Here is a 25,937-nt window from a genome sequence, read left to right as displayed (position 1 = left end):
GGTGTGTTAATGCACCGCCCTTTTTAGCTTAATATCAGTTAATTACTTATTGTATGTTGAACTTAATTTACTTGCTGCAGCCTGGTCCACAATAAGAGTGACATTTTGATGTTGTTGCAAAACTGAAGCAGGTACGTCTTCTGTTACTGGACCTTCAACCATCTTTTGTACAGCATCAGCCTTATTATCGCCAAAAGCCATAATCACTATTTCTTTGGCAGACATTATATTTGCAATGCCCATGCAGATTGCTGTCTTTGGCACATCGTCAATGTTGTTGAAGAAGCGAGAATTAGCTTTGATGGTATTCTCAGTTAGTTGCACTTCGTGGGTAATAGAATCAAATGAGGTTCCAGGCTCATTAAAGGCAATGTGACCGTTTTGTCCTAATCCTAATAATTGCAGATCAATTGGATTTTCTGCAATTATTCTGTTGTAGTCAGCTGAAGCACCTTCGGGATCCTTAATGGCTTTGATTCCATCAGGAACATAAGAGTGTTTAAAAGGCTTTTTATCAAACAAGTTTTTTTGCATAAAATAATGATAACTTTGGTCATTATCGGGAGTTAAGCCAACATATTCATCAAGGTTAATACTAATTAAATTACTGTTATCCAAATCACTTTCGGCCCATTGGTGGTATAAAGTAACGGGAGTTGAGCCGGTTGCCAAACCAATTACTTTAGTGCCATTAGCAATACTATCTTTAAATAAGTCAAAAGCCTTCCTACTGCCACTGGCTTTATCTTCTGTGATAATAATTTTCATTTTTATTTACGCCTCCATATTAGTTATATTAATTATAAATTGGTATATTCCAATTTGTCAACAGGATGCGACAATAGATATTACTTTAAAATTACGCAAAAAAAGAGCTTACCTATATTTGTTTCACATGTAACAAATATTAGGCAAACTCTAAAATACTGTTTCTATTCACTTCTTAGTGCAATTGCTGCATCTTTCTTAGCTGCCATCCGCGCTGGCAAGTGGCCGCCAATCATAGTTAAAATGGTTGAAATAATGATTAATATCAGGGCATGCGTAGGGTTAAGCTGTGCCACATTGCTTAAGTCAGTAATTGAGTAAAGAAGACTATTAATAGGGAAGACCAGCAACCAAGCAATGAATACACCTAAAACCCCGGAAAAAACACCCAAAATAAATGTTTCGGCATCGAATACCCTGGTGATATCTTTTTTACGGGCACCCAGTGCCTTTAAGATTCCTATTTCTTTAGTTCTTTCTAAAACAGAAGTATAAGTTAAAATACCAATCATAATCATTGATGTGACTAAAGAGATTGCGGCAAAGGCAACTAAGACCGTAGTAATACCATTAAGCAAGCCGCCAGTCATCGAAGTAACAGCGCTTGACATATCAGTATAGATAATCTTATCTTTTTTCTTTTTGCCACGATTCCATTTATCTAAGTAATCAAGCACTTTATCTTTGGCATCAAAGTCATTGGGATAAATCATCATACTAGTCGGTATGGTGGAACCACCAATTGACTGTATCATTTGTTTCTTTTCCTGAGAATTCATACTTTGACCAGTCATGACATTTTGAGTGGTCTTTTTCTGGGCTTTTACTATCTCTGAAGCTTTATTTTTATTGATAATATTTTGTGTTAACTGGTCACTGTAGGCAATTCCTGCTGACAAAAGTGCCATAGAATTTTGATCTTTTGGCCTGATGACGCCTACAATCCGCAGTTTGGTTTTGCTATTATCGTACATAGAATTACTGATTTTTTGCGGAATAAACATACCTGTCGGTAATTTCTGATAATAGTCGTTGTTGGCGACAATTTTGAAGGTTTTACCAACAAATTTGGGATACTTTATTTTTTGACCAGCTTTAACTTTGAAACCCAAGTTTTTAATAATATTAATATTTAACTTGTTTTCATTATCTGTTACTAAGACCAAATCGGTAGCTTTATGTGGCCACGCTCCAGACAAAAGTTGATAATTTTCTTTCAGAAAATTACTTTTACCAGAATTAAGTGTAGTAGGAAATACTGATGAGCCTAACCCAGTAGCACTAATTGCTTGCATCCGCATCTGGGTAGCTGCTTGAGAACTGTCTGAACTAGCAGAAATGGGGGAGAATTGGACTCGCTTAATTTTATTATCGTTACGTGTTAGTAAATTTAAGTTGATTCCACGCTGATAGGAAATATTGTTAGCATAATCAGGATTTATTTTTTTAATGTAATTAACATACTTTTGACTAATTTTATTTTGATGAGTCGATTCTTGCAGTCTATCTTTTTCAACAGTTAAATAGCCCCGATTTTTGACATTCTTATCAGATTCGTTACGGTCTTCGATACTTGAAGCATCGGTGGCGGTTTGATTGATGGTAACGGGATATTTGGCTAGTGCCTTACTCATCGTTGTATCAATCTGCTTTTGAAAGCCGTTGGATAAGGCTAAAACAACTGCGATAGATATAATTCCGATACTTGACGCAAAGGCTGTTAAAGTTGTTCTGCCTTTTTTAGTCATAATATTGGTAAAACTTAACTTGATGGCGTTCCAATAGGACATTTTTGTCCGTTTCAGCTTAAAAGTATCTTTTTCTTTTTCCGGATTAAAGGGATTGGAATCATTTAAAATTTTACCATCCTGAAAGTTGACAATTCTGGTCGCATATTCCTGAGCAAGATTAGGATTATGTGTAACCATAACTACTAAGCGGTCTTTTGACAGTTTTTTAATCAGCTTCATAATTTGCTCAGATGTTCCAGTGTCAAGAGCACCAGTCGGTTCGTCGCACAGTAAGATATCAGGATCATTAGCCAAAGCCCGCGCAATTGCGACACGCTGCATTTGACCACCAGATAATTGATTGGGATTTTTAGAAATATGGTCCTTTAAGCCAACTTGGGTTAAAGCATCTACTGCTCGCTTATGACGCTCAGAAGCGGAAACTCCGGATAAATTCATGCCCAATTCGACGTTAGCAATAATTGATAAATGCGAAATTAAGTTATAATTTTGGAAAACAAAGCCGACAGAATTATTTCTGTAGGCGTCCCAGTCTGTTTCCTTAAAATTTTTAGTGGATTTACCGTTAATAATTAAGTCTCCACTATTATAGCGATCAAGTCCACCAATGACATTTAATAACGTGGTTTTACCAGACCCACTAGGTCCCAAAATTGCGACAAATTCTTGGTTACGAAATGATATGGAAACATCATCAAGTGCATGTGTAACTGTATCACCGACATGATATGACTTATGTAAATCTTTTAATTGTAACATGCCTTTTTCTCTTTCTTTTAATAATTAATTAATAACAGATAGTTTAACATTTATGAAAGAGCAAAGCCAAAGGAAGATAACTATTTTAATGAATAAGTCCAGTTAAATCAAATAAAGCATAAATAATGAAGAATAATACAATTAATAAAATGGCAATAATATGCCGTTTCTTGTTTAAAAGTAAAACTGCAGCAAATTCACGCACGATTGCATTGGGCAGAAAGTAAAAACGGGTATAGCAGCCTACGCCGTTGGCATTCAGCCCAGCAGCTTTAGCATAAAGGGAAGCCCTAAAAATGTGATAATTATTACTGAAAAATTTTGCTCTGTAATTTTTACTGCCAAAATCTTTTGCGGCAACCTCAGCCGAAAATTTCATGTTTTGGTAGGTATTCTTGGAGTTATCTTCTAGTAATATATCACTAGGCTCAATTCCACGAGCGATTGCATATTCGGTCATTGCCTGTGCTTCAGCAACTTTTTCGTCTCCACCTTTACCACCGGACATGATAAACTTAGGCTTTTTTCTTCCTTTAGTAACCTGTTTTTGAGCATACTCAATTGCACGGTTGATACGACTAGCTAAAAGTGGTGTAACTGTTTCACCTTGCGACAGGCCGGCGCCCAAAACAATTAAATAGTCTTGGTTATACTGTCTGGGGACAATTTGATAGAAAGTCAAATTTACTAAAAAGTTATAAGCAACAAAAAGCAGATAATCGAAAACAGCTGTTGGTGCATATAAGAGAATTCTGACCCAAGACGGCATGTTTTTAAACGGACCAATTAGTGCAATTAACCACACGACAATTATCCCGATACCAATAAAAAGTGTTAATAAGTTTGACAGCGTGTGACTTTCGCGTTTCCAGACAATATATGCATTCCACAAGAAAAACAGCCAGGAAAAGGCAGCCATCAGAGTAATTGCGGCTACAAATAAAACTACTAGAATTTCATAAGTTAAAATGAGCGGCCTTAAGCTCGTAGATAGAATCATTACTGTGAGCCAAACACCGAAGGTTAACAAAAAAACTGTGAAAAGAATACCATTAAGTAATCTCCGAGGTTCTTTTAACCAGGAAACCAAAAAAACAGTGAATGTTGCCAACATAATAAGTGAAAGAATTATAAAAGATCGGTTCTGGTTTAGAATCTCAAAAAATCTAATCATAATAACCTGCCTTTGCTCTAGAGATAAGTCTATTATAATAAATATGTTTAAAAAGTCCTAGTAAATTAAAGTATGCTAGAATAAGAAAGTTATTTCCTGGGAAATAACTTTCTTATTATGATATCTGAGCCATAACATCAAATAAAGGCTGGTTATATTGTTACTGAGATACTGTGTAAAATTAGTTAAGGATTTACTTTTATTTTTGGTCTGAAAGGAGCTAAGTGAATGAAAAAGTTTTTCTATTTTCTAGGAAATATAATTACAATAATACTTGCTTTCGTGCTTTATACGATTGTACAACAGTTTTATTTCTATCCTTTTAGGTTAAGAAAATCATTGGGCTTAGGAAATATTCCTTTTGTGGTGTTAACTGCTATAATTACAATTATTGCTTTGCTATTAGCATTTTACTTTTACTGCCTGCAATTAAGGCACAGTAATGAGCGAAATTTTAATAGTAAACCACACTGGCAGATTAGAAAAGTATTACTCTCTTTTTTAGGGGCAATAATGCTCATTTTTGTCAGTGCAACTATTCAATTGGCTTTAGGCTTTAATACACAGCAAACTTCTACTAATCAGAAACTTCTTGATCAGATTTCTTATCAGGCAGGTTACTTTTTTCCTGTAATGGTTATAATTGTGGGACCTATATTTGAGGAAATTATTTTTCGCGGACTATTTTTTAATGCTTTTTTCAATAAAAACACAAGTAGTAACAAATGGTTAGGCATACTTTTAAGTGGACTTATTTTTGGTTATGCTCATGATCCCGGATTAACCAAATATCTGCTCGTTTATTGGGCCTTAGGTTGTGTATTAGCATGGGTCTACACTACCAGCAAGGATTTACGCTATTCAATTTTATCCCATATGATTTTTAATTCCTTAGGATTCTTATAAATAAAGCCTGATAAATTGCGCCTCGTCTAAAACGCTGATTTATCAGGCTTTTTTAAATAGAAAAATTTTTCATTAATTCGTAGTTTTACTGATTCCGGTTTGTTCTGGGTTTGTGGGCGTAGTTTTAGCTAAAAGCGCCAAGCTAATTGAAATCATATCTACTACTTCCTGTAAAATGGCACCCCAAAAAGCGGGAATAGCACCGGTAAAGGCAATTAATTCAATTATAATTACTATTGTGATAGCTGTTAATACATCAATATTAGCGACTTTCATCGTATGCTTAGAAATAGCTACGGCATCGTTAATTTTAGATAAATCATTTACCATAATAATAGCATCTGCACTTTCACTGGCTGCAGAAGCTCCTTTGGCTCCCATCGCAATACCAACATCAGCAGCAGATAGACTAGGTGCGTCATTAATTCCGTCACCAGTCATTACAACTGGTCGATTTTCTTTCTTTACATTTTTAATCGCAGCTATTTTTTCTGCTGGTAATAATTCATAACGAATATCTTTTACATTAAGCGCCTTGCCAATTTTAGTTGCAACATCTTTATGATCTCCTGTCAACATCATAATGTGGGCATTGCTTTGGCGTCTTAAACGCTTAATTGTCTGTGCACTTTCTGGTCTAACTTGATCTTTAAATGTAATATAGCCAGCGTATTTATCATCGATTGAGATGTAAATAGCTGTAGCATTGGTTTCCTGCACTTTTTGAAAATTATCTGCTGGTTTAATGTAGCTCAGTTTGCCCACCTTGACTAAATGGTTTTCAACGATCCCACTAACTCCTTGACCGGTTGACTCTTTAATTTGTGTAGCCGGTTTTAAGAGCTTTTTATCTGCTACCTTAACTAGTGAATTGGCAATAATATGGCTTGATTGTTGTTCAACACTGGTAGCGTAGCTTTGCAGAGTTTCAGCACTATAACTGCTATTATTAGCGGGAATGATTTCGTCAATTACCAGTTGGTTTTCCGTTAAAGTACCAGTCTTATCAAAAGCAAAAGTTTTAGCTGAGGCTAATTTCTCTAAGGTAGGACCAGATTTGACAATAATATGATGCTTAGACATGGAACTCATGCCGGATACTAGTGCCACAGGAGCGGCTATTAGTAATGGGCAGGGCGAAGCAACAACCATAACTTCTGCGAAATTGATTGGATTACCGGAATGAATCCAAGCGGCGAGTCCTATTACCAAGGAAATGATAGTAAAAGGAACAGCATAGCGATCAGCCATTTTGACAAATTTAGCCGGCTGCGCTTGCGAAGATTTAACTAATGAAACGATAGTTTGATATTCTGAATCACTGGCTTTTTTAGTAACAGCCATTTCAACTGCAACACTGCCGTTAATTGAACCGGACATTAATTGGTCCCCCGGGTTTTTAGCAACTGGCACCGATTCACCGGTTAAAGAAGATTGATCAAAACTGGATTCACCTTTAATAACTTTTCCATCTACAGGTACCTGTTCACCAGGTTTAATTAAGATGTGATCGCCAATTGCTAATTGTTCTACATTTACCGAAATAATTTTTTGATTGCTGATTTTGTTAGCAATAGTAGGAGAATTGTTTAAAAGGGAACGAAGTTCTTTATCTGCTTGACCAGTGGCGTAATCTTCTAAAGCCTGCCCGCCTGTCATCATCACTAGAATCATCCATTCAGCCCAAATGTCGCCAATTAGAATAGTAGAAACGACTGCTATTACAGCTAGAATATCAACACCGTAACGTCCCGATTTAAAGTCGCCAACTATTTCAGTGATCAGGGAATATGCCATTATAATACCAACTAAATCCATTAAAATAGTTTGGATGGGAAACTGCAGACTTCCCAGCTGAAAAAGACTTTTTGTTTTTAAGCCAAACTGGCAAATAAGAGCTACTATTCCGATAGCTAAAACACAAAAAAACTTCCATTGACGTTTAAAACTCATGCATTATGCCTCCTGCAAAAAGAAATATAACTATATTTTAGCACTAATTTAGACTTATTCTAAATTAGTGCTAAATTTTAGGTAAAAAAAAGACCAGTCATCTGACTGCTCCTTCTAATTAGTGATTTTTTAACTTAATGATTTTATTTGCTTGATTCTCCGCTTTAATTGACTTTGGTGTGTCTTTTGTTGGGTGCTTTTTAACTTTAAAAGTTTGGTATTCATCTTTAGCTGGATGAATGTGAAAAATTTTAGTCCGTCCTAATGAGTCAATCAAATCAGAGGAAGACATTGTAATAAAGTCATCATTGTCACCATAATCATCAGTTTCTGCAAAATACTGGTTAATTTTCGCAATTCCCTTTTCTGAAAAGTGTTCTTCTTTGGCTAAGTCAAGGAGAAGAGCGTGTAAGCGCGAAGCGGACACCAATTCATGCTGCAAAATTATAAAGATCCACGAAAAATTGGAATCTATTGATTTAAGCCGCTTATTTATTTTATCTTTGTAAAAAGCATCAGCGATTTTAGCGGCCTCGTCCATACTATCTGGGCTCTCTGTCAAATTTTTTAGTTGAGAAACCAACTCAGCTCTGTCTTTTAGTGATAGCTCTTGATCATTTGGGTAAGTCCAATTTTTTATAATTGCGCTTATCAAAAATGTCAATTGCGCAGAAATTGTTTTACTTGCCATATTAGTGCTCTTCTTTTCTAATTATTCAAGAAATATCTATTAATTTTTATTAACTAATTTAGCAAAGCGTTATTTAATTTGTTTAAGATTAAAGATGTTAGTATTGTGATTGCGTATAAGTTTAAAAAATAATATAAATTTAAAATCAATTTTTCACATTGTACTAACTAAATAGCTGGATTACCAAATAAAACCTAGATTTCCCTAGCTAATTATATTATAGCTTAATTTGAAATAAAGTACACTAAAAATGTAATAAATAATTATAAATTTACAGTATATCTCATAATTGCTTATTTTTAGTAATTGGAGTAACTTTATATTCCTTTTCAAAGTTGTGCGCTATGTAATTAAATGCTTTAATCCATTCGCGTCTTGTCAATAATCCTTGAAAAACGCCATAGTCATCAACGACGGGTAAAAAGGCGTTATTAACTAGCAAATGGAGCTGCGTTTCCAAGGTAGTTTGCACAAAGTTGATTTTGTCAAACTTGGTTTGCATGACATCACGCACTTTTAATTGATTTAATGGTTCAAGAGAAATGTCGTCTGTTTCCATCATTTTATCTGTAATCATTGCTAAACTTAGTAGGCCAACAACGCGACTTTGGCGGTCAAGGACTGGAATTTTTGAGTATTTTACGCGAGTCAAGATCATAAAGGCGTGGTACAAGGGATTGTCGTCTTCGACAAATGCAATACGGGAAGCAGGGATAATGAATGAACCTGATTTTTCTTCCAGTAAGTGTTTTATTGTGGGTGAGAACATTAAATATAAACCTCTCATATTAATAAGTAATAAATAACTAAATTAATCCTATAACAAAGAAAAAAGGCTCGCAAGGTGTGCGAGCCTGTTAGTTTTCATCTACTTTGAAGGAGTAAGAATGAATGAAATAAAAAAGTGGGAGTATGTAGTAAGCATTGCTACTGCTTACTACATTTAAAATGATATCTCTAAATTATGAAGTTAAGGTAGAAAATCTCTTATAAAAGAGTAAAGAATTTCTTTAGAACTGTTTAAGAGTATAGAAAAACTCACGTAACGCACGTGAGTCGAAAGGGATAGATATGAAAATGACCTGTAAAGTCATTTCGGTTTTTTCATTATTATACTTGGAGGAGTATGAATGAAAAACAAAAAGTTGAGTATGATATAAAAAAGATCTATATCTTTCCTATATCACAATTATAGTATAACTATAAAATGTGAAAAAAGTATGACGAAAATGGCAAAATACAAATTTTGGTTGCTACAAAATTGTTTGTTACAAAACTCATTGTTATAATTAGGTTTACTTTATTTGAAAGGGATAATTGAGATTTTAAGGAGAAAAATGGGTAGACAAGATTATCGTAAAAAAATCACTTTCTGGTTACGCTTTTCTGGGTGGCTTTGTTTACTTCCGGCAAGCGTCTGGCTGCGACTATACCAATTAATTGGTCAAGGCGCATTGGCATACACGATTTTAGGGGAACTAATTTTTACAGTTTTATTTGCTGCTTATATTTTAACTACAGCAGAGAGTGAGCGCTGGTTAAAGCCAACTAATCTTTTTATCTTATTAGTAATTACTATACTATTTGGTTCATTCATAATTTTAATTCCGCTTTGTTTTGCTTATAATGATTGTCGCAAGCTAAACGACGAACGATAAACGGTTGAAATGGGAAAATATTTAAATTTGGTAAAAATTTGAGGTGGATTTTTGGGTGACAAAACTTTAGTAGTACTATATTCGATAGTACATTTTATTAATATTGAGAAAGATATGAAATTATGGCTAAAAAAGAGAAAAATGATTCACGTGGAAAACGTATTGGGAAGTTCATTTTAACGACAGTTATCTATTGTGTCATTTTAATGGTGTTGATTTATTTATATCAATATAGTGGGCTGACTTCTGTTCACTTTATTTATAACGAATTTTAAGCTGGTACAAATCATGATTGAAAATGTAATTAAAAAAATTGATGAAGTTGCCAAAAAAGAACCTGAACGCATTGCCTATGACTATTTAGGTCAAACTAATACCTACGGTGATCTCAAAAAACGCTCAGATGAATGGGCTCATAAAATTACTGGTTTAGGACTTTCAGCGCAAAGTCCCGTTATGGTCTGGGGCGGTCAGGACTTTGAAATGGTTGCCAGCTTCTTGGGTTGTGTCAAGTCGGGTCATGCTTATATCCCCATTGCCAGTTACTCTAATGCAGAACGGATAGTTATGATTCAAGAAGTTTCTCAGTCTGAAGCAATTTTAGCAATTGACGATCTGCCTGAAATTGACTTACCACCTATTAAGGTTGTACATCCTCAAGATGTAGAAAAGGGAAATTATGAACCCGATCCTGCCAACTTTGTCCAAGGTGATGCTAACTTTTACATTATTTTTACTTCAGGCACCAGTGGGAAACCTAAAGGCGTGCAGATTAGTCATAATAACCTGCTTAGCTTTATCAATTGGGAAATGACGGACTTTGATCTGCCCGAGCATCCCGCATTTTTGTCACAAGCACCGTATTCATTTGATCTTTCAGTGATGAGTCTTTATCCAGCTTTAGTTGGAGCAGGAAAGTTAGTGGCTTTGCCGCATGAAGTAACACAAAATTTTGCTCAATTATTTCAGACTCTGCCTCAATTACAATTTAACGTTTGGGTTTCAACCCCGTCATTTGCGCAAATGTGTTTTTTGGATAAAACTTTTACTGCTGCTTATCACCCAAGCTTGTCGCACTTTTTGTTCTGTGGTGAAGAATTGCCCCACAATGAAGTAGTAATGCTAAAAAAGAAATTTCCTCAGGCACGCATTTTTAACACCTATGGACCTACCGAAACAACAGTTGCAGTCACTCAAGTAGAAATTACAGATGCAGTTTTAAAGAAATATGACCGCTTGCCAATTGGCAAGGTTAAAGCCGACACCAAAATAACTATTGACAAAACTAAGGGTGATCAGCCTGATGAAGGCGAGATTATTATTACTGGCCCAAGTACATCTAAGGGTTATATGAATAATCCGGAGAAGACTGCTAAGGCTTTCTTTAAAAACCCAGCTGACCAATATCTGAGTCACCGTTCAGGTGATGAGGGCTTCTTTGACCACGACATGCTCTTTTATCGAGGCAGGATTGACTTCCAGATCAAATTTAACGGCTACCGCATTGAACTGGAAGAAATCAACCATTATATCGGTATGAATAAACTGGTTGATCACGGCGTAGCCGCACCTAAATATAATCAGGATCATACGGTTAAGCAAATTGTTGCCGAAATTAAGCTGAAAGATGGCGTTAAAGAACAATATTCCGAAGCAGAAATTACCAAGATGATTCGGAATGATTTAGCTAAAGATCTGATGCCATATATGATTCCGCAACGTTATGTTTACCGTGAAACATTACCAGTCTCCCAAAATGGCAAAGTTGATATTAAGGCCGTCATTAAGGAGGTCAACGAGTAGTGAACTTTAACTTCATTAACTTACAGCCATACTCTAATCCGCATTACTTTGTGTATTTGATGATTGGTTTAATTCCCATTATTATCGGGCTGTATTGGGGTCACCGCTTCAAAATCTATGAAGTTGTGTTCTCGTTAGTTTTTTTATTTCTCATTTTTGATGGTGAAAAATGGCAACAGGGCGTTAGCCTGATCATCTATATTCTGTTTCAGCTCCTGGTTTCCTATGGCTATCTCTATTATCGCAGGCGTAAAAATAGTCAGAATAAAACCTGGGTCTTTTACCTAGCGGTGATTTTAGCAATTGTGCCTCTGATTTTAGTGAAAGTGCAGACTGCTTTTCCGCAAGCTAAAATTCCGGGGGTCTTGGCCTTTCTGGGTATTTCCTACCTTACGTTCAAGACCGTTCAGGTTGTGATGGAAGTGCGCGATGGCGCTATTAAAGAACTTAATCTGGGAACGTATTTGCGCTTTCTCTTGTTCTTTCCCACCATTTCTTCCGGACCAATTGATCGCTACCGCAGATTTGCCAAAGAATGTGACACGGTGCCAAAGCGTGAGCAATATCTAAACGATTTAGAGCTGGCAACCCGCTATTTATTTCAAGGATTCTTATATAAATTTGTTCTGGGCTGGTTCTTTGGTACCTACTGGCTGCCGCGAATTACCCGAGCAGCAATGATAACAGGTACGGCTAATGGCGGTTTAAAACTTTCCTGGTGGTTAGTGGCTTATATGTACTGCTACAGCATGTATTTGTTCTTTGACTTTGCCGGCTATTCTTTATTTGCCGTGTCAATTTCCTACTTTATGGGTATTCACACCCCAATGAACTTTAATAAGCCGTTTATTTCACAAAATATTAAAGAATTCTGGAACCGCTGGCACATGACTTTGTCCTTTTGGTTTCGCGACTACATCTATATGCGGTTTACCTTCTTTGCTATGAAGAAAAAGCTGTTCAAGAATCCGGTCAGACTATCTCAAGCAGCTTATCTGTTATTATTCTTAGTGATGGGCTTCTGGCATGGACTAACCTGGTATTATATTGTTTATGGGTTGTTTCATGCTGTGGCCATCATCATCAATGATTGCTGGCTGCGGTTTAAGAAGAAGCACAAAGACAAATTGCCATCTAATAAATACACAAAATGGCTGGCAATTTTTGTAACTTTTAATGTAGTGTGTTTTAGTTTCCTGATATTCTCAGGTTTTCTCAGTCAATTATGGTTTGGCTGGAAGTAAGCAAGAATTTTATCTAAGGAGTTTTTTACAATGGATACCAAAAAAGAAGTTTTAGCAATTTTACAAGATTTAACTGGTGAAGATTTAGCAGACAGAATGGATGAAAATATTTTTGCCAACGGTTTAATGGATTCAATGGCTAGTGTCCAAATGTTGTTAAATTTACAGGAAAAATTTCAAATTGATGTACCAGTTTCTGAATTTGATAGAAACGAATGGGATACGCCTAATAAAATTGTGGCAAAGGTGGAAAATTTAGAAAATGAGTAACAAACGCCGGCTGTGGCAGATTTTTGGCCCAGTACTCTGCGCCGCCATCTTGTTACTGGTTATCTTTTTAATGCCGTGGGAGCGGACTTTTTCGCCAGGTGCTATTTATCAAGCTGCTAATTCCCAGACTACGACCATTTTTAAAGGCTCTTTAATGAAACAGGATGCCTTTAAAGATGACTATGTGCCTTTTTATGGCTCAAGTGAACTGTCACGGCTTGACCCACTGCACCCGAGTGTAATTGCGCAAAAATATCACCGCGATTACCGGCCGTTTTTATTAGGTGGGCCAGGTAGCCAATCTTTGGCACACTTCTTAGAGATGCAGGGCACATCAAAACAGCTTAAGGGCAAAAAAGCCGTGGTGATTGTTTCTCCGCAGTGGTTTACCAAGAAAGGGCAAAATCCAGATGCTTTTGCCTTGTATTATTCACCGCTGCAGGCCTGCAATTTTCTGTTAGGGATTAAAAAAGATACACCGACAAACCGCTATGCGGCTAAACGCTTCTTGCAGATGCCGGAAGTGAAAGGCGTTATTAAGCTGGGAATGAAAAGAGTTGCCCGCGGGGAAAAGCTGACCGGTTTTCAGCGTTTCTACTTGGAGAACCAGCGGCGCATACTTAACAATGAAGACAAGTTCTTTAGTACCTTTCAATTACGTGACCGGATCAAAAGGATCAATAAGCAGGCTAAACTTTTGCCGGCTACTTATTCAGTCAAGGCCTTAGACCAAGTGGCAAGTGAGCAGGCAGAACTTAACACTAATTCGAATAGCTTTGGTATTAATAACCGCTTTTTTAAGCGGCGCTTGAATAAACGTTTATTGGTTAAATTGAAGGGCAGTCAGCGCCACTTTAACTACACTAAATCAGTAGAATACAGTGATTTTGAACTGATGCTGCACCAGTTTGCCAAGCAACATACCAATGTGTTGTTCATTATCCCGCCGATTAATGAAAAGTGGTCTAATTATACGGGCTTGTCACAAACGATGTATCAAAAGGCCGTTTCCAAGATTAAGTACCAGCTGGCCAGCCAAGGCTTTGATAACGTCACCGATTTGTCTAAGCGCGGCGGTGAACAGTATTTTATGGAAGATACGATTCACCTGGGCTGGCGCGGCTGGGTAGCAGTCGACCGGGCAGTAAAACCGTTTATGGCGCAAGCAAATGTGCCGCATAACTATAATATTCATAACTATTTTTATAGTAAAAAGTGGCAAAAAAAGCCGTACCAGATTAGTTTAACAGATGAAAATCCGGTAAATGGCACTGCAAAAGAATCTTTAAAAGGAAAATAGTGCGCCAGCAAATTGATGCTCTCAGAATAAAGGGCTCAATTCTAGTCATTAAAAATGACAAAATAATGCTTAACTATGCTTTAGGCAATAACACTGACACTAGTTATCTAATTAATTCAGTACAAAAATCAATGACTGCCGCAATTATCATGCACCTGGTGCAGGAGGGCAAGTTAAGTCTGCAGGATAAATTAAGTAAATTTTATCCGCAAGTTGCTGGGGCAAAGAAGGTTAGGCTGAAGAACCTGCTGGCAATGACCGCTGGTCTTGATCTTAAATCAGGGGCAAGACTGGGACAAAAGCATTTTGTTTCGGATCAAGATAATATCCGACATGATGCTGCTAACACTGTTTTTGAGCCCGCCTTGTTAAATAAGTGGCATTATAGCTCGTTAAATTATGTTTACTTGTGCGGCATTATGAGTAAAATAACGGGTCAAAGCTATGAGCAGTTATTCCGCGACACCTATGTCAGACCATTAAAGTTGCAACAAACAGAATTTTTGTGGTCAAAGCCAGGCAAAATTATTGCCAGTCATTTAGTACCAGGCATGATTTATCGCAAAGGCCGCTATGATGTAGTTAAGCATAAAGCAGCCCTCAGGGATGCTCATAGTGAGTTAGGCGCAGGGTCAGTAGTAATGTCAAATCATGATTTGGCTAAAGTAATACGGTATCTGCTGACTGGTAGTTTACTAACCCGCAGGAGTCGCAAATTGCTTTACCAAGCGGCTCCTCCGGCCTATTATAATGGTGGCTTTTATAACAATATTAAGCTGAAAACCAAAACGGCTAATGGAGCCGGACAAGGTTATTATACTTTCATGCGTAGCACTGATAATGCCAAAACCATTCTGATTATTCAGTCTAATAAAACGCGTGAAGGTCGATTTGGCCAACTAAAAGGGCAAATAAATCAAATTATGTTGGAACTGCTTGGCCGTAAGGCTTACAGTGCAAATATAATTGGCTAAAACTTGTTTTTTGGTTAATTGCATGCTAAAATTCTGTTGTGTCGCCATAGGGAAGTAATCATTTTCTCCGGTAGCGAAAATGTAAATTTCTATATGTGGTCAGTAGTGGTGACACAAACACTGTGTGAGCTTAGTTCCGATGTTGGTGGAACTAGGCTTTTTTTGTCTTTTCTTTGCGATGTACCATTATATGAGAGTAAAATGTAATTAGTATATACTAGATAAGGAGATAAGTTATGAACAGAGCAGAACTGAAACTAGAAGCTAGAAATCAGCTTCGTCATAACTGGGGCTGGGCAGTTAGTATTGGTATCGTAATGACGCTATTTGTCGGCTTCTTTTTTGCTAGACCAGCAGTAAGTGGTTCACTTAAGACTGCGAATAATGTAAATGATGTTATGGGAACCGGCTCAATTGATTCACTGTTTAAGCCAGCGTTTTGGGCAGGACAAATAGGACCTGATACAGGTTTAACTTTTATTGGCAGCTTTTTCATGTTGAGTATGGTGATAACATTTTTACATTTTGCTCGCGGAGAAAGGTTAAGCTTTTTTAAGGGAATTTTTTCTGTTTTTACTGATGGTCGCTTTATTCCGGAATTTTTGAACTTTCTTTTTAGCTATATTTTTCAATTTTTATGGACTTTATTATTATTCATTCCTGGGATAATCAAATCCTATTCTTATGCTATGACACCATATATTGTTAATGATTTAGTGGAAAGTGGACAAGAGGTGCATGCCACAACAGCAATTACTGCAAGTCGCCAGTTAATGGCTGGTCATAAGTGGGAATTGTTCGTGCTTGATTTAAGCTTTATTGGCTGGTACCTATTGTGTATTATTACTTTAGGTATTGGGTTTATTTGGCTGATTCCTTATGAACGCACAACCAAAGCTAATTTTTATCGGCAATTGGCCGGAGAGCGGTATTTAAAAAAGTAAATTGGTAACAAACAAAAAGAGCAGGACAATAACTGTCTTGCTCTTTTTGTTTTGCTTTAAGAAAGTTTAGTATTTATTTAAATCCTCAATACTTTCCTGAAACCATTTTCCCGCATATTCAGAAGTAAAATCATCTGTTTTTTTAAGCGCATCTTTGATTTGGCTGGAACTTAAATGATCTAATAGGTACAGTTTTAATGCCTTATTAATTAGGGCATTAAAATCTGTATCATTGGTTTCTAAGTATTTATCAGTCAGTTTTGCCACTTTGTCAGTTAATTCGATTTTCTTTCTGCTCATGTTCTCGCCTCTTAAAATACAAGTTCATTATACCATTTTATTCACAACTAATAATAAAAAAGATAATGGGTAACAAAAATGGCTTGCATTAAAAAAATAGAGTATTATTTTATTTTAAATATAATAATTAAAATAAAGGTTGAAATAATGACAGAATGTACAATCAATTTTATAGCTCGCCTGCAGGAATTTTCTTTTTTTCGAGCCACAAGACGGACAATGGCGATGCTAATGCCAATTGCTGTAGTTGGCTCCTATTTTAAACTTTTAGGTGATTTGATCTTTACACCTAACGGGTTAATCTATAATATTTTCAATTTGGATAAAGTTTTATCAGATCACATTTGGTATGGCGGTTCTTTTGTCTGCCGGGGAATGGTAGAAATTACTTTTGGGGTTTTTGGCGTTTATGCCAGTTATTTTATGGCTCGTTACACCGCACGCCTTTACCATAAAGATTCAACTATGGCAGGTCTAACAGCAGTTTTGATAATGCTTTTCTGCTCATATGCTTCCAGTAGTGGACGCAATGCTCGTATGCCTTTTACCGCCAGTTTATTACAAATTAATGCTGTTTTTATTGCCTTAATTGTAGGATACTGTGTGGGCCAAATATTTCATTTATTAGGAAAGGACTTTTCTTACGTTGAATATGAGGGCACAAAAGTAATTCAAAAAAGAGCAGGGGATGCCGTTTTACCAAGCGCTGTTTCATTATTATTGGGTGTTTTTTTAGGTATTTTAATTTATGAACTACAGCTTAAATTACTTAATTCCGCCAGTTTTACTGAAATTGTTAGCAGGGTTCAGACTACTAATAATTTTGGCGAAGTGCTGTTATTGACAGCCGTAATTACTTTTTTTGATTGGCTTGGAATTGGTTATCCGTTGCGCTCCTTAGCGGGAATAGTAAATAACGCCTTTACTGCAGAGAATTTAACATATACATTAAAACACGGTAATTCTTGGAATGTGCCATATAAATATCTGGGCAGCTCACTTATTAACAGTTACGGCATAATGGGCGGTGCCAGTGTTGTTTTGGCTGTTATTGTGTTACTGCTTAGCAGAAGAGATAACAGGGAAAACGAAATAAATGCTAAAATTAACTTGTTGCCTGCTGCTTTTGGTTCAAGACTAGGATTTACAGTTGGCTTACCTTTAATGTTAAATCCTGTTTTTATCTTACCGAGCATTTTAATTCCTCTGATTAATATGACAATAGCCGTGGCAGCTATTAGTTTACACATTATCCCAGTTTGCGTTTACCAGAATTTAAAAGGGACTCCGGGACTATTGGTTTCCTTTTTTGGCACTAACGGCAATTGGGCAACACTAATTTTTACATTATTGTTGTTTTTATTAGATATCTTTTTATTGCTACCTGTAATTAAGATAAATGAAAAAGTTGAATTAAGAATTAAAAAGCAGGAGATGAAATAGCAGATGCAAAAAAATCCTAACTATAAATGGTTGCTCCTGATTATTATTATTTTAATTATGCTTGCTGTTCCCAGCTTCTTTTGGATGAAAAAAGATAATAAATCACGAGCAGAACTCAGTAAATCGCTTCTCTCGCCTGTAATTATGGTCCCGGGTTCAAGTGCTACCACCGAGCGCTTTAACCAGTTAATTGATGAACTTAATAAAACGACACTTAACAGACATAGTGTAATAAAAATTAGAGTTTCACGTGAAGCAAAATTGACTTACACTGGCTCTATAGGTAAAAATGACTTGGAGCCCTTTATTATTATTGGTTTTGATAACAATAAAGACGGCTATTCCAATATTAAAAAACAAGCTAAGTGGCTAAATGTTGCATTTGAATCGTTAATCCAAAATTATAAGTTCAATAATTTTAAGGCGTTTGGTCATTCTAACGGCGGTTTGATTTGGACTTACTGGCTGGAGCACTATTATTCTGAGTATTCAAATGATATCAAAATCAAGAAATTAATGACTTTAGGTACGCCATATAATTTTACTGAAAATAATATTAATAATAGAACGCAAATGCTGGCTGATTTTATTAAAAAACGTTCAGCACTGCCAACCTATTTAAAGGTTTATTCTCTTTCTGGTGGCAAAAATTACGAATCTGATGGTATTGTACCTGAATCAAGTGTAGCTGCAGGTAAATTTATTTTTCAAAATCAAGTAAAAAACTATACTGCAATAACAGTTACGGGTGAAAAGGCAGATCATTCTGATTTGCCGCAGAACAAGCAAGTAATTCAGGCCATAAGACAGTACTTATTAAAGAAGCCAGAAAAGCCGTTAAAGCCGGCTAAAAGAAGGGGCAATCACTAATGAAATATCAAAAGCAGCCGACCAAAATTGAAGTAATTGGTGGTAAAGTTAATAACTTAAAAAACATCAACGTTGATATTCCCCTGCATAAATTTGTAGCGATATCGGGGTTAAGCGGATCTGGCAAATCAAGCTTAGCGATGGGAATCTTGTACTCAGAGGGTGCAAGACGTTATCTTGATTCCTTGGCAGCTTATACCAGAAGACGTATTAGTCAAGTTGGTCGTGCACAGGTTGACGAAGTAAAACATATTCCTTCAGCTTTAGCTCTAAGGCAAAGGCCTGCTGTGCCCGGAGTTCGTTCCACGGTAGGTACAATTACAGAAGTTTTTAACATCTTACGGTTGATTTTTTCCCGTTTAGGTTCACCTGTATGCCCCAACGGTCACCGAGTACCAGCAACGATTAAAATAGCTGAAGCCATGGATCTAACGGGGGCAGCTATGGGACGATTAACTTGTCCTACATGTGGGAGACAATTTTATGCTTTTAGTGCAGAAGACTTTGCGTTTAATTCTGATGGTGCGTGTCAAAAATGCCAAGGACTGGGAACTGTTGAAGAAATTGATGATAGCAAAATCATTGCAGATGAGAATTTATCTCTTGAAAATGGAGCAGTGGCAACTTGGCAAATTCCCGGACGAAATTGGATGTGGCGTATTGCCCGGGAACTAGGGGTACGGACCGATATTCCATATAAAGAGCTGAATGCTAAAGAAAAAGAAATTGTACTTCATGGAAAAGAGCGGAAAGTCCCGATTGATTTGCCAACTTCAACTGGTCGCGTATATCATCTAGATGCGCTATATGAGAATGCTTATAATGCGGTAGCTAATTCACGCAAAACTACTAAGTCTGAACGCGGACTGCAAAGAATTAACTCCTTTTATAAATTCAGTACCTGTCCCCGCTGCCAAGGCTATCGCATTGATCCAAGTCGCTGGCAGCAGTTAGTTGCTGGAAAAAGTATTGTAGCAGCTGAACAATTAACTTTGGGTGAACTGAGCCACTATATGAGTGAGATTTTAGCTTCCCTGCCGCAAGATATGCAGGAATTGGCGGAAAATTTAACTGGTGAATTGATGCATCAAGTCAAGCCCCTGCTAAAATTAGGCTTAGACTATCTGAGTTTAGATAGACAGGCTGCCAGTCTGTCTACGGGGGAACTGCAACGAATTCAGCTTGGTAGAACTTTGCGTACGGAAACCACTGGGGTGCTTTACGTTTTAGATGAACCATCTGTTGGTTTGCACCCTGATAATGTGGCTGGACTGATTGATATATTTCATGAACTGGTTAATCAAGGAAACTCTTTAGTTGTAGTTGATCATGAAACTGCAATCATTAAGGCAGCCGATTGGGTAATTGAAATTGGTCCTGGTTCAGGCAGCCGGGGTGGTGAGATTATTTCCCAGGGAATACCTAGTGAGATTGAGCAAAGTGAACAGTCTCTAATTGGTCCTTACTTAACTGGTAAGGCACCACTCCTAGTTCGTCACAGGGCCAAAACTGACCAAATTTTTAAACACGGTAAGGTTGAATTTGATGTTACTGAACGTTTTAATTTAAAGAATATTCACGCGCAAATTCCACTCAATCGCTTAACTTCCGTTACCGGCTTTTCTGGCGCTGGTAAGACTACCCTAATTCTCGATTCCCTCATTCCTGCACTTAAAGCACAAAAAAATCTTAAAAATGGTCCTGATTGGGTAAAAAATTTAAAAAATGATGCTATTAAAAATGTAATTAGTGTTGACTCTACACCTGTTGGTAAAAATCAACGTTCGACTGTTGCAACTTATACTGATATTATGGATAATTTGCGTAAACTCTTTGCCAAGCAGCCATTAGCAAAAAAATTAAAATACCGTGCGTCTCATTTTTCTTACAATAACAAAGAGGGTGCCTGTCCGGCATGTAACGGAACCGGTGTAATTTCACTTGACATCCAATATCTACCAGATATGGTTGAAACGTGCTCTGTATGTGGCGGTCACCGTTTTAACCAAGCTGTTTTACAAGTAAAATGGCATAACTTAAGTATTGCGGATGTCTTAGATTATTCCGTTGATGATGCGCTAGACAAAGAACTTTTTAAAAATGAACCAAAAATCAATAAAACAATTACAACTTTGCATGATATGGGTCTAGGATATTTGCACTTGGGAGAATCTACTCCAGCTTTATCAGGAGGAGAAGCACAACGCTTGAAACTAACCAGTCATATCCATCAAAGACAAAAAGGGACACTATTTGTTTTTGATGAACCGACCGTTGGCTTACATCCACAAGATGTCAGAACCCTTTTGCATGTTTTTCAAAAATTACTTGAGCAAAAAGGAACTATTATTACAATCACACACGATTTAGATATTATGGCTAACAGTGATTATATGATTGATATGGGACCAAAAGGTGGGCTGCAAGGTGGGAAAATTATTGCAAGTGGCACTCCTGTGGATATTTCGCAAAAATCTAATAGTTTAACTGGTAAATATTTACGAAAACAATTTAAATTGTATCAAAAATAGCAGTGAAAAGTCTTAAAAGAAGCATTAGTGCTTTTATAGCAAGACTTTTTTCTTTTGTGGAAAAAACGGGAAAATTGTGGAAAAAGCAATCATAATTTTTGCCTTCTGTGGATAACCTGCTATAATATTATATGTAAGTAATTAGCAGTCGAACCGATCGAGTGCTAATCACAAATTTATAACCTATCAAAGGGGTGTTTGCATATGGCATATTTTGATAACGATTTTGACGATTTATTTAACGAACTAAACAATTCATTCTTTAACAATACTAACGACAACGGTGGTGCTATTCCTATTCACTACTCCAGTAGTATGAATATTTCTCCACAAGATTTGAATCAAAGTGGACAAGTGAGACAAAAACAAGGTCAAAAGCCAATTGGTGTTGATCTGGTTGAACAAGCTAAGAAGAATAAGTACGATCCTGTAATTGGGCGTGACGAACAAATTCAAGAAGTAATTGAAATTTTAAGTCGGCGCAAGAAGAATAATCCTGTGTTAATTGGACCTGCCGGGGTTGGTAAAACAGCTATTGTAGAAGGCTTGGCACAAAAGATTGCTGCAGGCGATGTTCCTGATAAAATGAAGGACAAGCATATTATCGCAATTAATATTAATGATATGGTTGCCGGATCAAGCTTGCGTGGCAGTTTTGAAGAGCGCCTTAAGAAAGTGATTGACGAAGCAAAAAAGAATCCGAATATTATCTTGTTCATTGATGAATTGCATAATATAGTTGGAGCCGGTTCTACTGATTCTGAGAATAATAACGGTGATGCCGCTAATATTTTAAAACCGGCTTTAGCTAGTGGTGATTTAAACTTAATTGGTGCAACGACTACAAGTGAGTATCGCAGAATTGAAAATGATGCGGCACTCGCACGTCGGTTCCAACCAGTACAAGTTCCGGAACCATCAGCAGACGTTACCGTTAAAATCTTGGAAGGATTAAAGGATAAATATGAGTCTTTCCATCACGTAAAATATAATGACAGTGCTTTGAAACTCGCAGTTGAATTGTCACAACGTTATATTCAGGGACGTTATTTACCTGACAAGGCCATTGACTTAATGGATGAGGCAGGTGCTAAAAAGGGTCTTGATACAATTCCCAGCGATGAAGCAACTTTAAAGAAACGGATTAAAAAGCTTGAAAGTGAGAAAGAAGCAGCTGTCAAAAAAGAAGATTATAGTAGAGCAAACGAGTTGAAAAAACAAGTCGAAGACTTGCGTGATAAGGCTAATCACGTGGATGACGCTGCCACTCCACATGTTACTGATGAAGATATCTACGCTTTAATCGAAGCTAAGACTAAGATTCCAATGAGTGAATTACATGCAAGTGCAGGACAAAAGAACCTTGACTTGGCTGAGAAATTAAAGAAAGTAGTTATTGATCAGGATAATGCTGTTGACATCATTACAGATGCGATTGCCCGTAAACAAGTTTTCAAAGACAATGATCGTCCCACTGGTACGTTCTTGCTAACTGGACCTACTGGTGTAGGTAAGACGGAATTAGCTAAACAATTAGCTATTCAGCTATTTGGTGGTGAAAATCATCTTATTAGACTGGATATGTCTGAATATCAAGATCAGATGGCAGTTAATAAATTGATCGGTTCGGCACCGGGCTATGTTGGTTATGGTGAAGGCGGCCAATTAACTGAAAAAGTTCGTCATCAACCATACAGTTTGATTTTGTTTGATGAAATTGAAAAAGCTAATCCACAAGTATTCAATGCTTTGCTTCAGATCATGGACGATGGGCGCTTAACTGATGCTCAGGGCAGAACAGTTTCCTTTAAGGACACAATTTTAATCATGACTTCTAATGCAGGCTACTCTGACCAATTATTAAAAGACGGCAAAGTTGATCATGATAAGCTGATTAAAGCTCTTGAGGCCTACTTCAGACCAGAATTTTTGAATAGACTTGATGCTATTGTTCCGTTTAATTCATTGACCAAAGATGATATGAATAAGATTATTGATATCTATTTGAATAAAATGGCACATGTTTTGGCTAAAAAAGGTGTTAAGGTTGAAGTCTCTGATGAAGCTAAAACCTACTTAGCAGATAAGGGTTATGATAAGAAATTTGGTGCAAGACCTCTACGTAGAGTCGTTGAACAAGATTTAGAAACGCCAATTGCCAAGTTATTAATGAAAAAACCTGACACTAAAACAGTTAAGTTTACAGCAGATGATAAACATGTTTACCTAAATGATGCCGCAATTTTGGACATTTCGGCAAAAACTGATACTGAAACTAAAGATAGTGCAAAACAAGACTAATTTTAAAAACGAGAGTCATCCTATGAAAGTGATGTAAACCCTGAAATTAAGATAAATTGGGGAGTCATATTGCAATGAAGGGATGGCTCTTTTTTTAAATATATTCGTTTCACGTGAAACTAGATGCACATACAAAATTTTGCTTTTGTTTTATTATTAGAAGTTCAAATTATTTTATTGGACAATAGAGAAGTTTTACTATTGACAATAAAAAGAATTTAGTTTAAATTAGTTAACAATTAAATTAATATTAAAAGCTAAAGAGAAATTTTTAGCTTATGTAGTTTTTTATAGGGGACAGTTCAAATGAAACAACGAGTAGAAGACCTAGATTGGAAAAATCTGGGATTTAAGTATCGAGATCTGCCTTATCGCTATGAGGCAAAATATAAAGATGGTGAATGGCAGGAAGGGAAACTGACTGAAGATTCAACCATGACATTTTCTGAAGGTGCAGAAGTCCTGCACTATGGTCAGGAAATTTTTGAGGGCTTAAAGGCCTATCGTAGAAAAGACGGTAAAATCAACCTGTTTAGACCTGATCAAAATGCACACCGCTTTACCCTTTCAGCAAAGCGGTTAGCCATGCCGCCTTTCCCTGAAGATAGGTTTGTTGCTGCAGTAAAGCAAGTTGTTAAGGCTAACGAAGAGTTTGTACCACCATATGACAGTGGTGCGACCCTGTATTTACGGCCACTTATGGTGGGAACATCAAAAGTTTTAGGTGTTGAAGCAGCCAGCGAATATACCTTCCGCATTTTTGCGGTTCCAGTTGGCGCATATATTAAAGGATTGAACCCTGCAGATTACATTGTTAGTGAATACGACCGTGCCGCATATGCCGGTACTGGTCAAGCAAAGACATCAGGTAACTATGCCAGCAGCTTGCTTCCGTCCGTTGAAGCACACAAAAACGGCTTTGCCGATTGTCTTTACTTGGATCCACGTGAACATAAATATATTGATGAATTTGGTGGTGCTAACTTCTACGGCATTACCCAAGAAGGTCAATTTGTCACACCAAAATCACAATCGATTTTGGTTTCTATTACTAAGCGCTCACTTTTGGAAGTCGCTAAGTGGCAAGGACTAAACCCGGTTGAACGTCAAATCACTTTGGAAGAAGCGTTCAACATGAAAGAAGCTGGTGCGATGGGTACAGCTGCTGTAATTTCACCCGTAGGTTCAATTACCTATAAGGGTGAAAAGCACGTTATCTACAGTGAAACAGAAACTGGACCGGTAACGACTAAGCTTTATAATGAATTAGTTGATATTCAGTACGGTAATAAAAAAGGCCCAGAGGGCTGGGTCCAAACAGTAGAATAAGTTTAAATATCGGGAACATAAAAGCGAGGCTTAGGCCTCGCTTTTTTTATAACATTTTAGAATTATTATGACTAAAACATTGGAAAAATTTAATAACAGTTTTATGACTTAAAAAAATTATTTTCCCACAAAGTTTTGGTAATCGAATTTTGAAGTTAGAATTTTTCTTTTACTTAATATAATTAATTCATTGTTATTGTTGTATGCCGATTTAAGAATAGTCAAAGCAGGTTCAAAATCAGCGTCTAAAATTTTTGATTCTTCGCTGGATAAATTCATTATTTTATAGGTTTCTTCAATCACTTTTAAATTGATATGTCTTTGCCTAATTAAAAAATCAATCTCATGTTCATCAAAGGATTTTTTGTTTAAAAAACTAAAATATTCATTTTTTAATATCAAATTTTCAAGAACAACTGGAGTGGATTTCAGTTTATAAAGCATATTTATTTTAATAACGTTTTGAGATTTCTTAAGTCCCATTCTTTGCCTAATACTTGAGGAAGGGGGCTCTTTAATAAATGTCAAAATGTGCTTTTTAAGTTTATTTCGGTTTTCGCCAATATAGTGGTTTCTAAGATTTAAATCAAAAAAAGAATTTAGGGATTTAGGCTTTATTGCCGAAACAAAAGAACCTTTTCCCTGTATACGATAAATAAAACCACGTTTTTCCAACTCTTGCATGGCTAAGCGAACAGTAGTCCGACTCATAGAGTATTCTTCACCAATTTGCTTTTCAGTTGGTAACTTATCGTTAGGCTTCATTTGGGTTTCAATTTGTTCTTGTAATGTACTCATTAGTTGAGAATAAAGAGGAATTTTATTTGAATTATCACGCACTATGTTCACCTCGACTTGTTATAACAATATTATGAAAGAAAAAAATTTTTTTGTCAATAATGTGCTTGACAAGTATATGCAAGCGCTTTATAATTCGTTAAAAAGGTAGTGTTGTTATAACAAATTAT

At 36.5% G+C, this 25,937-nt stretch carries 22 protein-coding genes; 14 read left to right on the top strand and 8 right to left on the bottom strand.

The annotated features are described in order from the left end of the window. Positions 1–42: 42 nt before the first annotated feature. The 3 genes from F5ESL0260_RS09085 to F5ESL0260_RS09075 form a co-directional block, all read right to left on the bottom strand. Positions 43–768, bottom strand: coding sequence for a glucosamine-6-phosphate deaminase (locus F5ESL0260_RS09085; RefSeq protein ID WP_122026682.1), 726 nt, complete (start codon positions 766–768; stop codon positions 43–45). 164 nt (positions 769–932) lie between these two features. Then, positions 933–3,278, bottom strand: coding sequence for an ABC transporter ATP-binding protein/permease (locus tag F5ESL0260_RS09080; RefSeq protein WP_122026681.1), 2,346 nt, complete (start codon positions 3,276–3,278; stop codon positions 933–935). Between the two features lie 85 nt (positions 3,279–3,363). Beyond that, positions 3,364–4,455 (bottom strand): YdcF family protein, encoded by a 1,092-nt coding sequence (locus tag F5ESL0260_RS09075; protein WP_370448599.1) that lies wholly within the window; start codon positions 4,453–4,455, stop codon positions 3,364–3,366. A gap of 225 nt (positions 4,456–4,680) precedes the next feature. Here F5ESL0260_RS09075 and F5ESL0260_RS09070 point away from each other — a divergent pair, with 225 nt between their 5' ends. After that, entirely contained in the window at positions 4,681–5,358 is a 678-nt protein-coding gene (locus tag F5ESL0260_RS09070) for a CPBP family intramembrane glutamic endopeptidase (protein ID WP_122026679.1), read from the top strand. Between the two features lie 72 nt (positions 5,359–5,430). Here the strand turns inward: F5ESL0260_RS09070 and F5ESL0260_RS09065 are convergent, their stop codons facing one another. The 3 genes from F5ESL0260_RS09065 to cbpB all read right to left on the bottom strand — a co-directional run bounded on the left by F5ESL0260_RS09065 (position 5,431) and on the right by cbpB (position 8,771). Further along, positions 5,431–7,311 carry a heavy metal translocating P-type ATPase gene (locus F5ESL0260_RS09065; protein WP_122026678.1) on the bottom strand — a complete coding sequence of 627 codons (1,881 nt, stop codon included), beginning with the start codon at positions 7,309–7,311 and terminating at the stop codon, positions 5,431–5,433. Between the two features lie 118 nt (positions 7,312–7,429). Next, positions 7,430–8,002 (bottom strand): hypothetical protein, encoded by a 573-nt coding sequence (locus F5ESL0260_RS09060; RefSeq protein ID WP_122026677.1) that lies wholly within the window; start codon positions 8,000–8,002, stop codon positions 7,430–7,432. A 283-nt stretch (positions 8,003–8,285) separates the two neighbouring features. Next, positions 8,286–8,771, bottom strand: a complete 486-nt coding sequence (cbpB, locus tag F5ESL0260_RS09055; protein WP_046325724.1) for a cyclic-di-AMP-binding protein CbpB — start codon at positions 8,769–8,771, stop codon at positions 8,286–8,288. Between the two features lie 568 nt (positions 8,772–9,339). Here cbpB and F5ESL0260_RS09050 point away from each other — a divergent pair. The 8 genes from F5ESL0260_RS09050 to F5ESL0260_RS09015 all read left to right on the top strand — a co-directional run bounded on the left by F5ESL0260_RS09050 (position 9,340) and on the right by F5ESL0260_RS09015 (position 16,195). Further along, positions 9,340–9,660: a hypothetical protein gene (locus F5ESL0260_RS09050; RefSeq protein ID WP_046325723.1), complete on the top strand. Its 321-nt coding sequence runs from the start codon at positions 9,340–9,342 to the stop codon at positions 9,658–9,660. Between the two features lie 122 nt (positions 9,661–9,782). Next, a complete protein-coding gene (locus tag F5ESL0260_RS09045) occupies positions 9,783–9,935 on the top strand; it encodes a teichoic acid D-Ala incorporation-associated protein DltX (protein ID WP_046325722.1) in 153 nt (50 codons plus the stop codon). A gap of 13 nt (positions 9,936–9,948) precedes the next feature. Next, positions 9,949–11,463: a D-alanine--poly(phosphoribitol) ligase subunit DltA gene (dltA, locus tag F5ESL0260_RS09040; protein ID WP_122026676.1), complete on the top strand. Its 1,515-nt coding sequence runs from the start codon at positions 9,949–9,951 to the stop codon at positions 11,461–11,463. After that, positions 11,463–12,707 carry a D-alanyl-lipoteichoic acid biosynthesis protein DltB gene (gene dltB, locus F5ESL0260_RS09035; RefSeq protein ID WP_122026675.1) on the top strand — a complete coding sequence of 415 codons (1,245 nt, stop codon included), beginning with the start codon at positions 11,463–11,465 and terminating at the stop codon, positions 12,705–12,707. Before dltA ends, dltB begins: the two co-directional genes overlap by 1 nt. A gap of 30 nt (positions 12,708–12,737) precedes the next feature. Continuing rightward, positions 12,738–12,977 (top strand): D-alanine--poly(phosphoribitol) ligase subunit DltC, encoded by a 240-nt coding sequence (gene dltC, locus F5ESL0260_RS09030; RefSeq protein ID WP_046325719.1) that lies wholly within the window; start codon positions 12,738–12,740, stop codon positions 12,975–12,977. Next, the gene (gene dltD, locus F5ESL0260_RS09025; RefSeq protein WP_122026674.1) at positions 12,970–14,277 is read left to right on the top strand and encodes a D-alanyl-lipoteichoic acid biosynthesis protein DltD; all 1,308 of its coding nucleotides are present in this window, start codon (positions 12,970–12,972) and stop codon (positions 14,275–14,277) included. The genes dltC and dltD overlap by 8 nt, the downstream gene beginning before the upstream one ends. After that, on the top strand, positions 14,277–15,251 hold the full coding sequence (locus F5ESL0260_RS09020; RefSeq protein ID WP_122026673.1) for a serine hydrolase: 975 nt from the start codon (positions 14,277–14,279) through the stop codon (positions 15,249–15,251). Before dltD ends, F5ESL0260_RS09020 begins: the two co-directional genes overlap by 1 nt. 236 nt (positions 15,252–15,487) lie before the next feature. Further along, positions 15,488–16,195, top strand: a complete 708-nt coding sequence (locus tag F5ESL0260_RS09015; protein WP_110446821.1) for a DUF975 family protein — start codon at positions 15,488–15,490, stop codon at positions 16,193–16,195. A 66-nt stretch (positions 16,196–16,261) separates the two neighbouring features. Here F5ESL0260_RS09015 and F5ESL0260_RS09010 read toward each other — a convergent pair whose 3' ends face one another. Further along, positions 16,262–16,495, bottom strand: coding sequence for a hypothetical protein (locus F5ESL0260_RS09010; RefSeq protein ID WP_046325715.1), 234 nt, complete (start codon positions 16,493–16,495; stop codon positions 16,262–16,264). Positions 16,496–16,642: 147 nt separating this feature from the next. Here F5ESL0260_RS09010 and F5ESL0260_RS09005 point away from each other — a divergent pair, with 147 nt between their 5' ends. The 5 genes from F5ESL0260_RS09005 to F5ESL0260_RS08985 all read left to right on the top strand — a co-directional run bounded on the left by F5ESL0260_RS09005 (position 16,643) and on the right by F5ESL0260_RS08985 (position 24,969). Beyond that, the gene (locus F5ESL0260_RS09005; protein ID WP_122026723.1) at positions 16,643–17,938 is read left to right on the top strand and encodes a PTS sugar transporter subunit IIC; all 1,296 of its coding nucleotides are present in this window, start codon (positions 16,643–16,645) and stop codon (positions 17,936–17,938) included. A 3-nt stretch (positions 17,939–17,941) separates the two neighbouring features. Next, a complete protein-coding gene (locus tag F5ESL0260_RS09000) occupies positions 17,942–18,808 on the top strand; it encodes an alpha/beta hydrolase (RefSeq protein ID WP_046325713.1) in 867 nt (288 codons plus the stop codon). Beyond that, positions 18,808–21,339 carry an AAA family ATPase gene (locus tag F5ESL0260_RS08995; protein ID WP_122026672.1) on the top strand — a complete coding sequence of 844 codons (2,532 nt, stop codon included), beginning with the start codon at positions 18,808–18,810 and terminating at the stop codon, positions 21,337–21,339. Before F5ESL0260_RS09000 ends, F5ESL0260_RS08995 begins: the two co-directional genes overlap by 1 nt. Before the next feature lie 204 nt (positions 21,340–21,543). Next, a complete protein-coding gene (locus F5ESL0260_RS08990) occupies positions 21,544–23,640 on the top strand; it encodes an ATP-dependent Clp protease ATP-binding subunit (RefSeq protein WP_122026671.1) in 2,097 nt (698 codons plus the stop codon). Positions 23,641–23,946: 306 nt separating this feature from the next. Next, a complete protein-coding gene (locus tag F5ESL0260_RS08985; protein ID WP_046325710.1) occupies positions 23,947–24,969 on the top strand; it encodes a branched-chain amino acid aminotransferase in 1,023 nt (340 codons plus the stop codon). A 117-nt stretch (positions 24,970–25,086) separates the two neighbouring features. Here the strand turns inward: F5ESL0260_RS08985 and F5ESL0260_RS08980 are convergent, their stop codons facing one another. After that, a complete protein-coding gene (locus tag F5ESL0260_RS08980) occupies positions 25,087–25,809 on the bottom strand; it encodes a GntR family transcriptional regulator (protein ID WP_122026670.1) in 723 nt (240 codons plus the stop codon). Positions 25,810–25,937 lie beyond the last annotated feature (128 nt).

The sequence above is a fragment of the Lactobacillus sp. ESL0260 genome, from assembly GCF_003692935.1.
Classification (GTDB): domain Bacteria; phylum Bacillota; class Bacilli; order Lactobacillales; family Lactobacillaceae; genus Lactobacillus; species Lactobacillus melliventris.
Note: the sequence above shows the minus strand (reverse complement) of the source record. Positions and strands in the feature narration are given on the sequence as shown.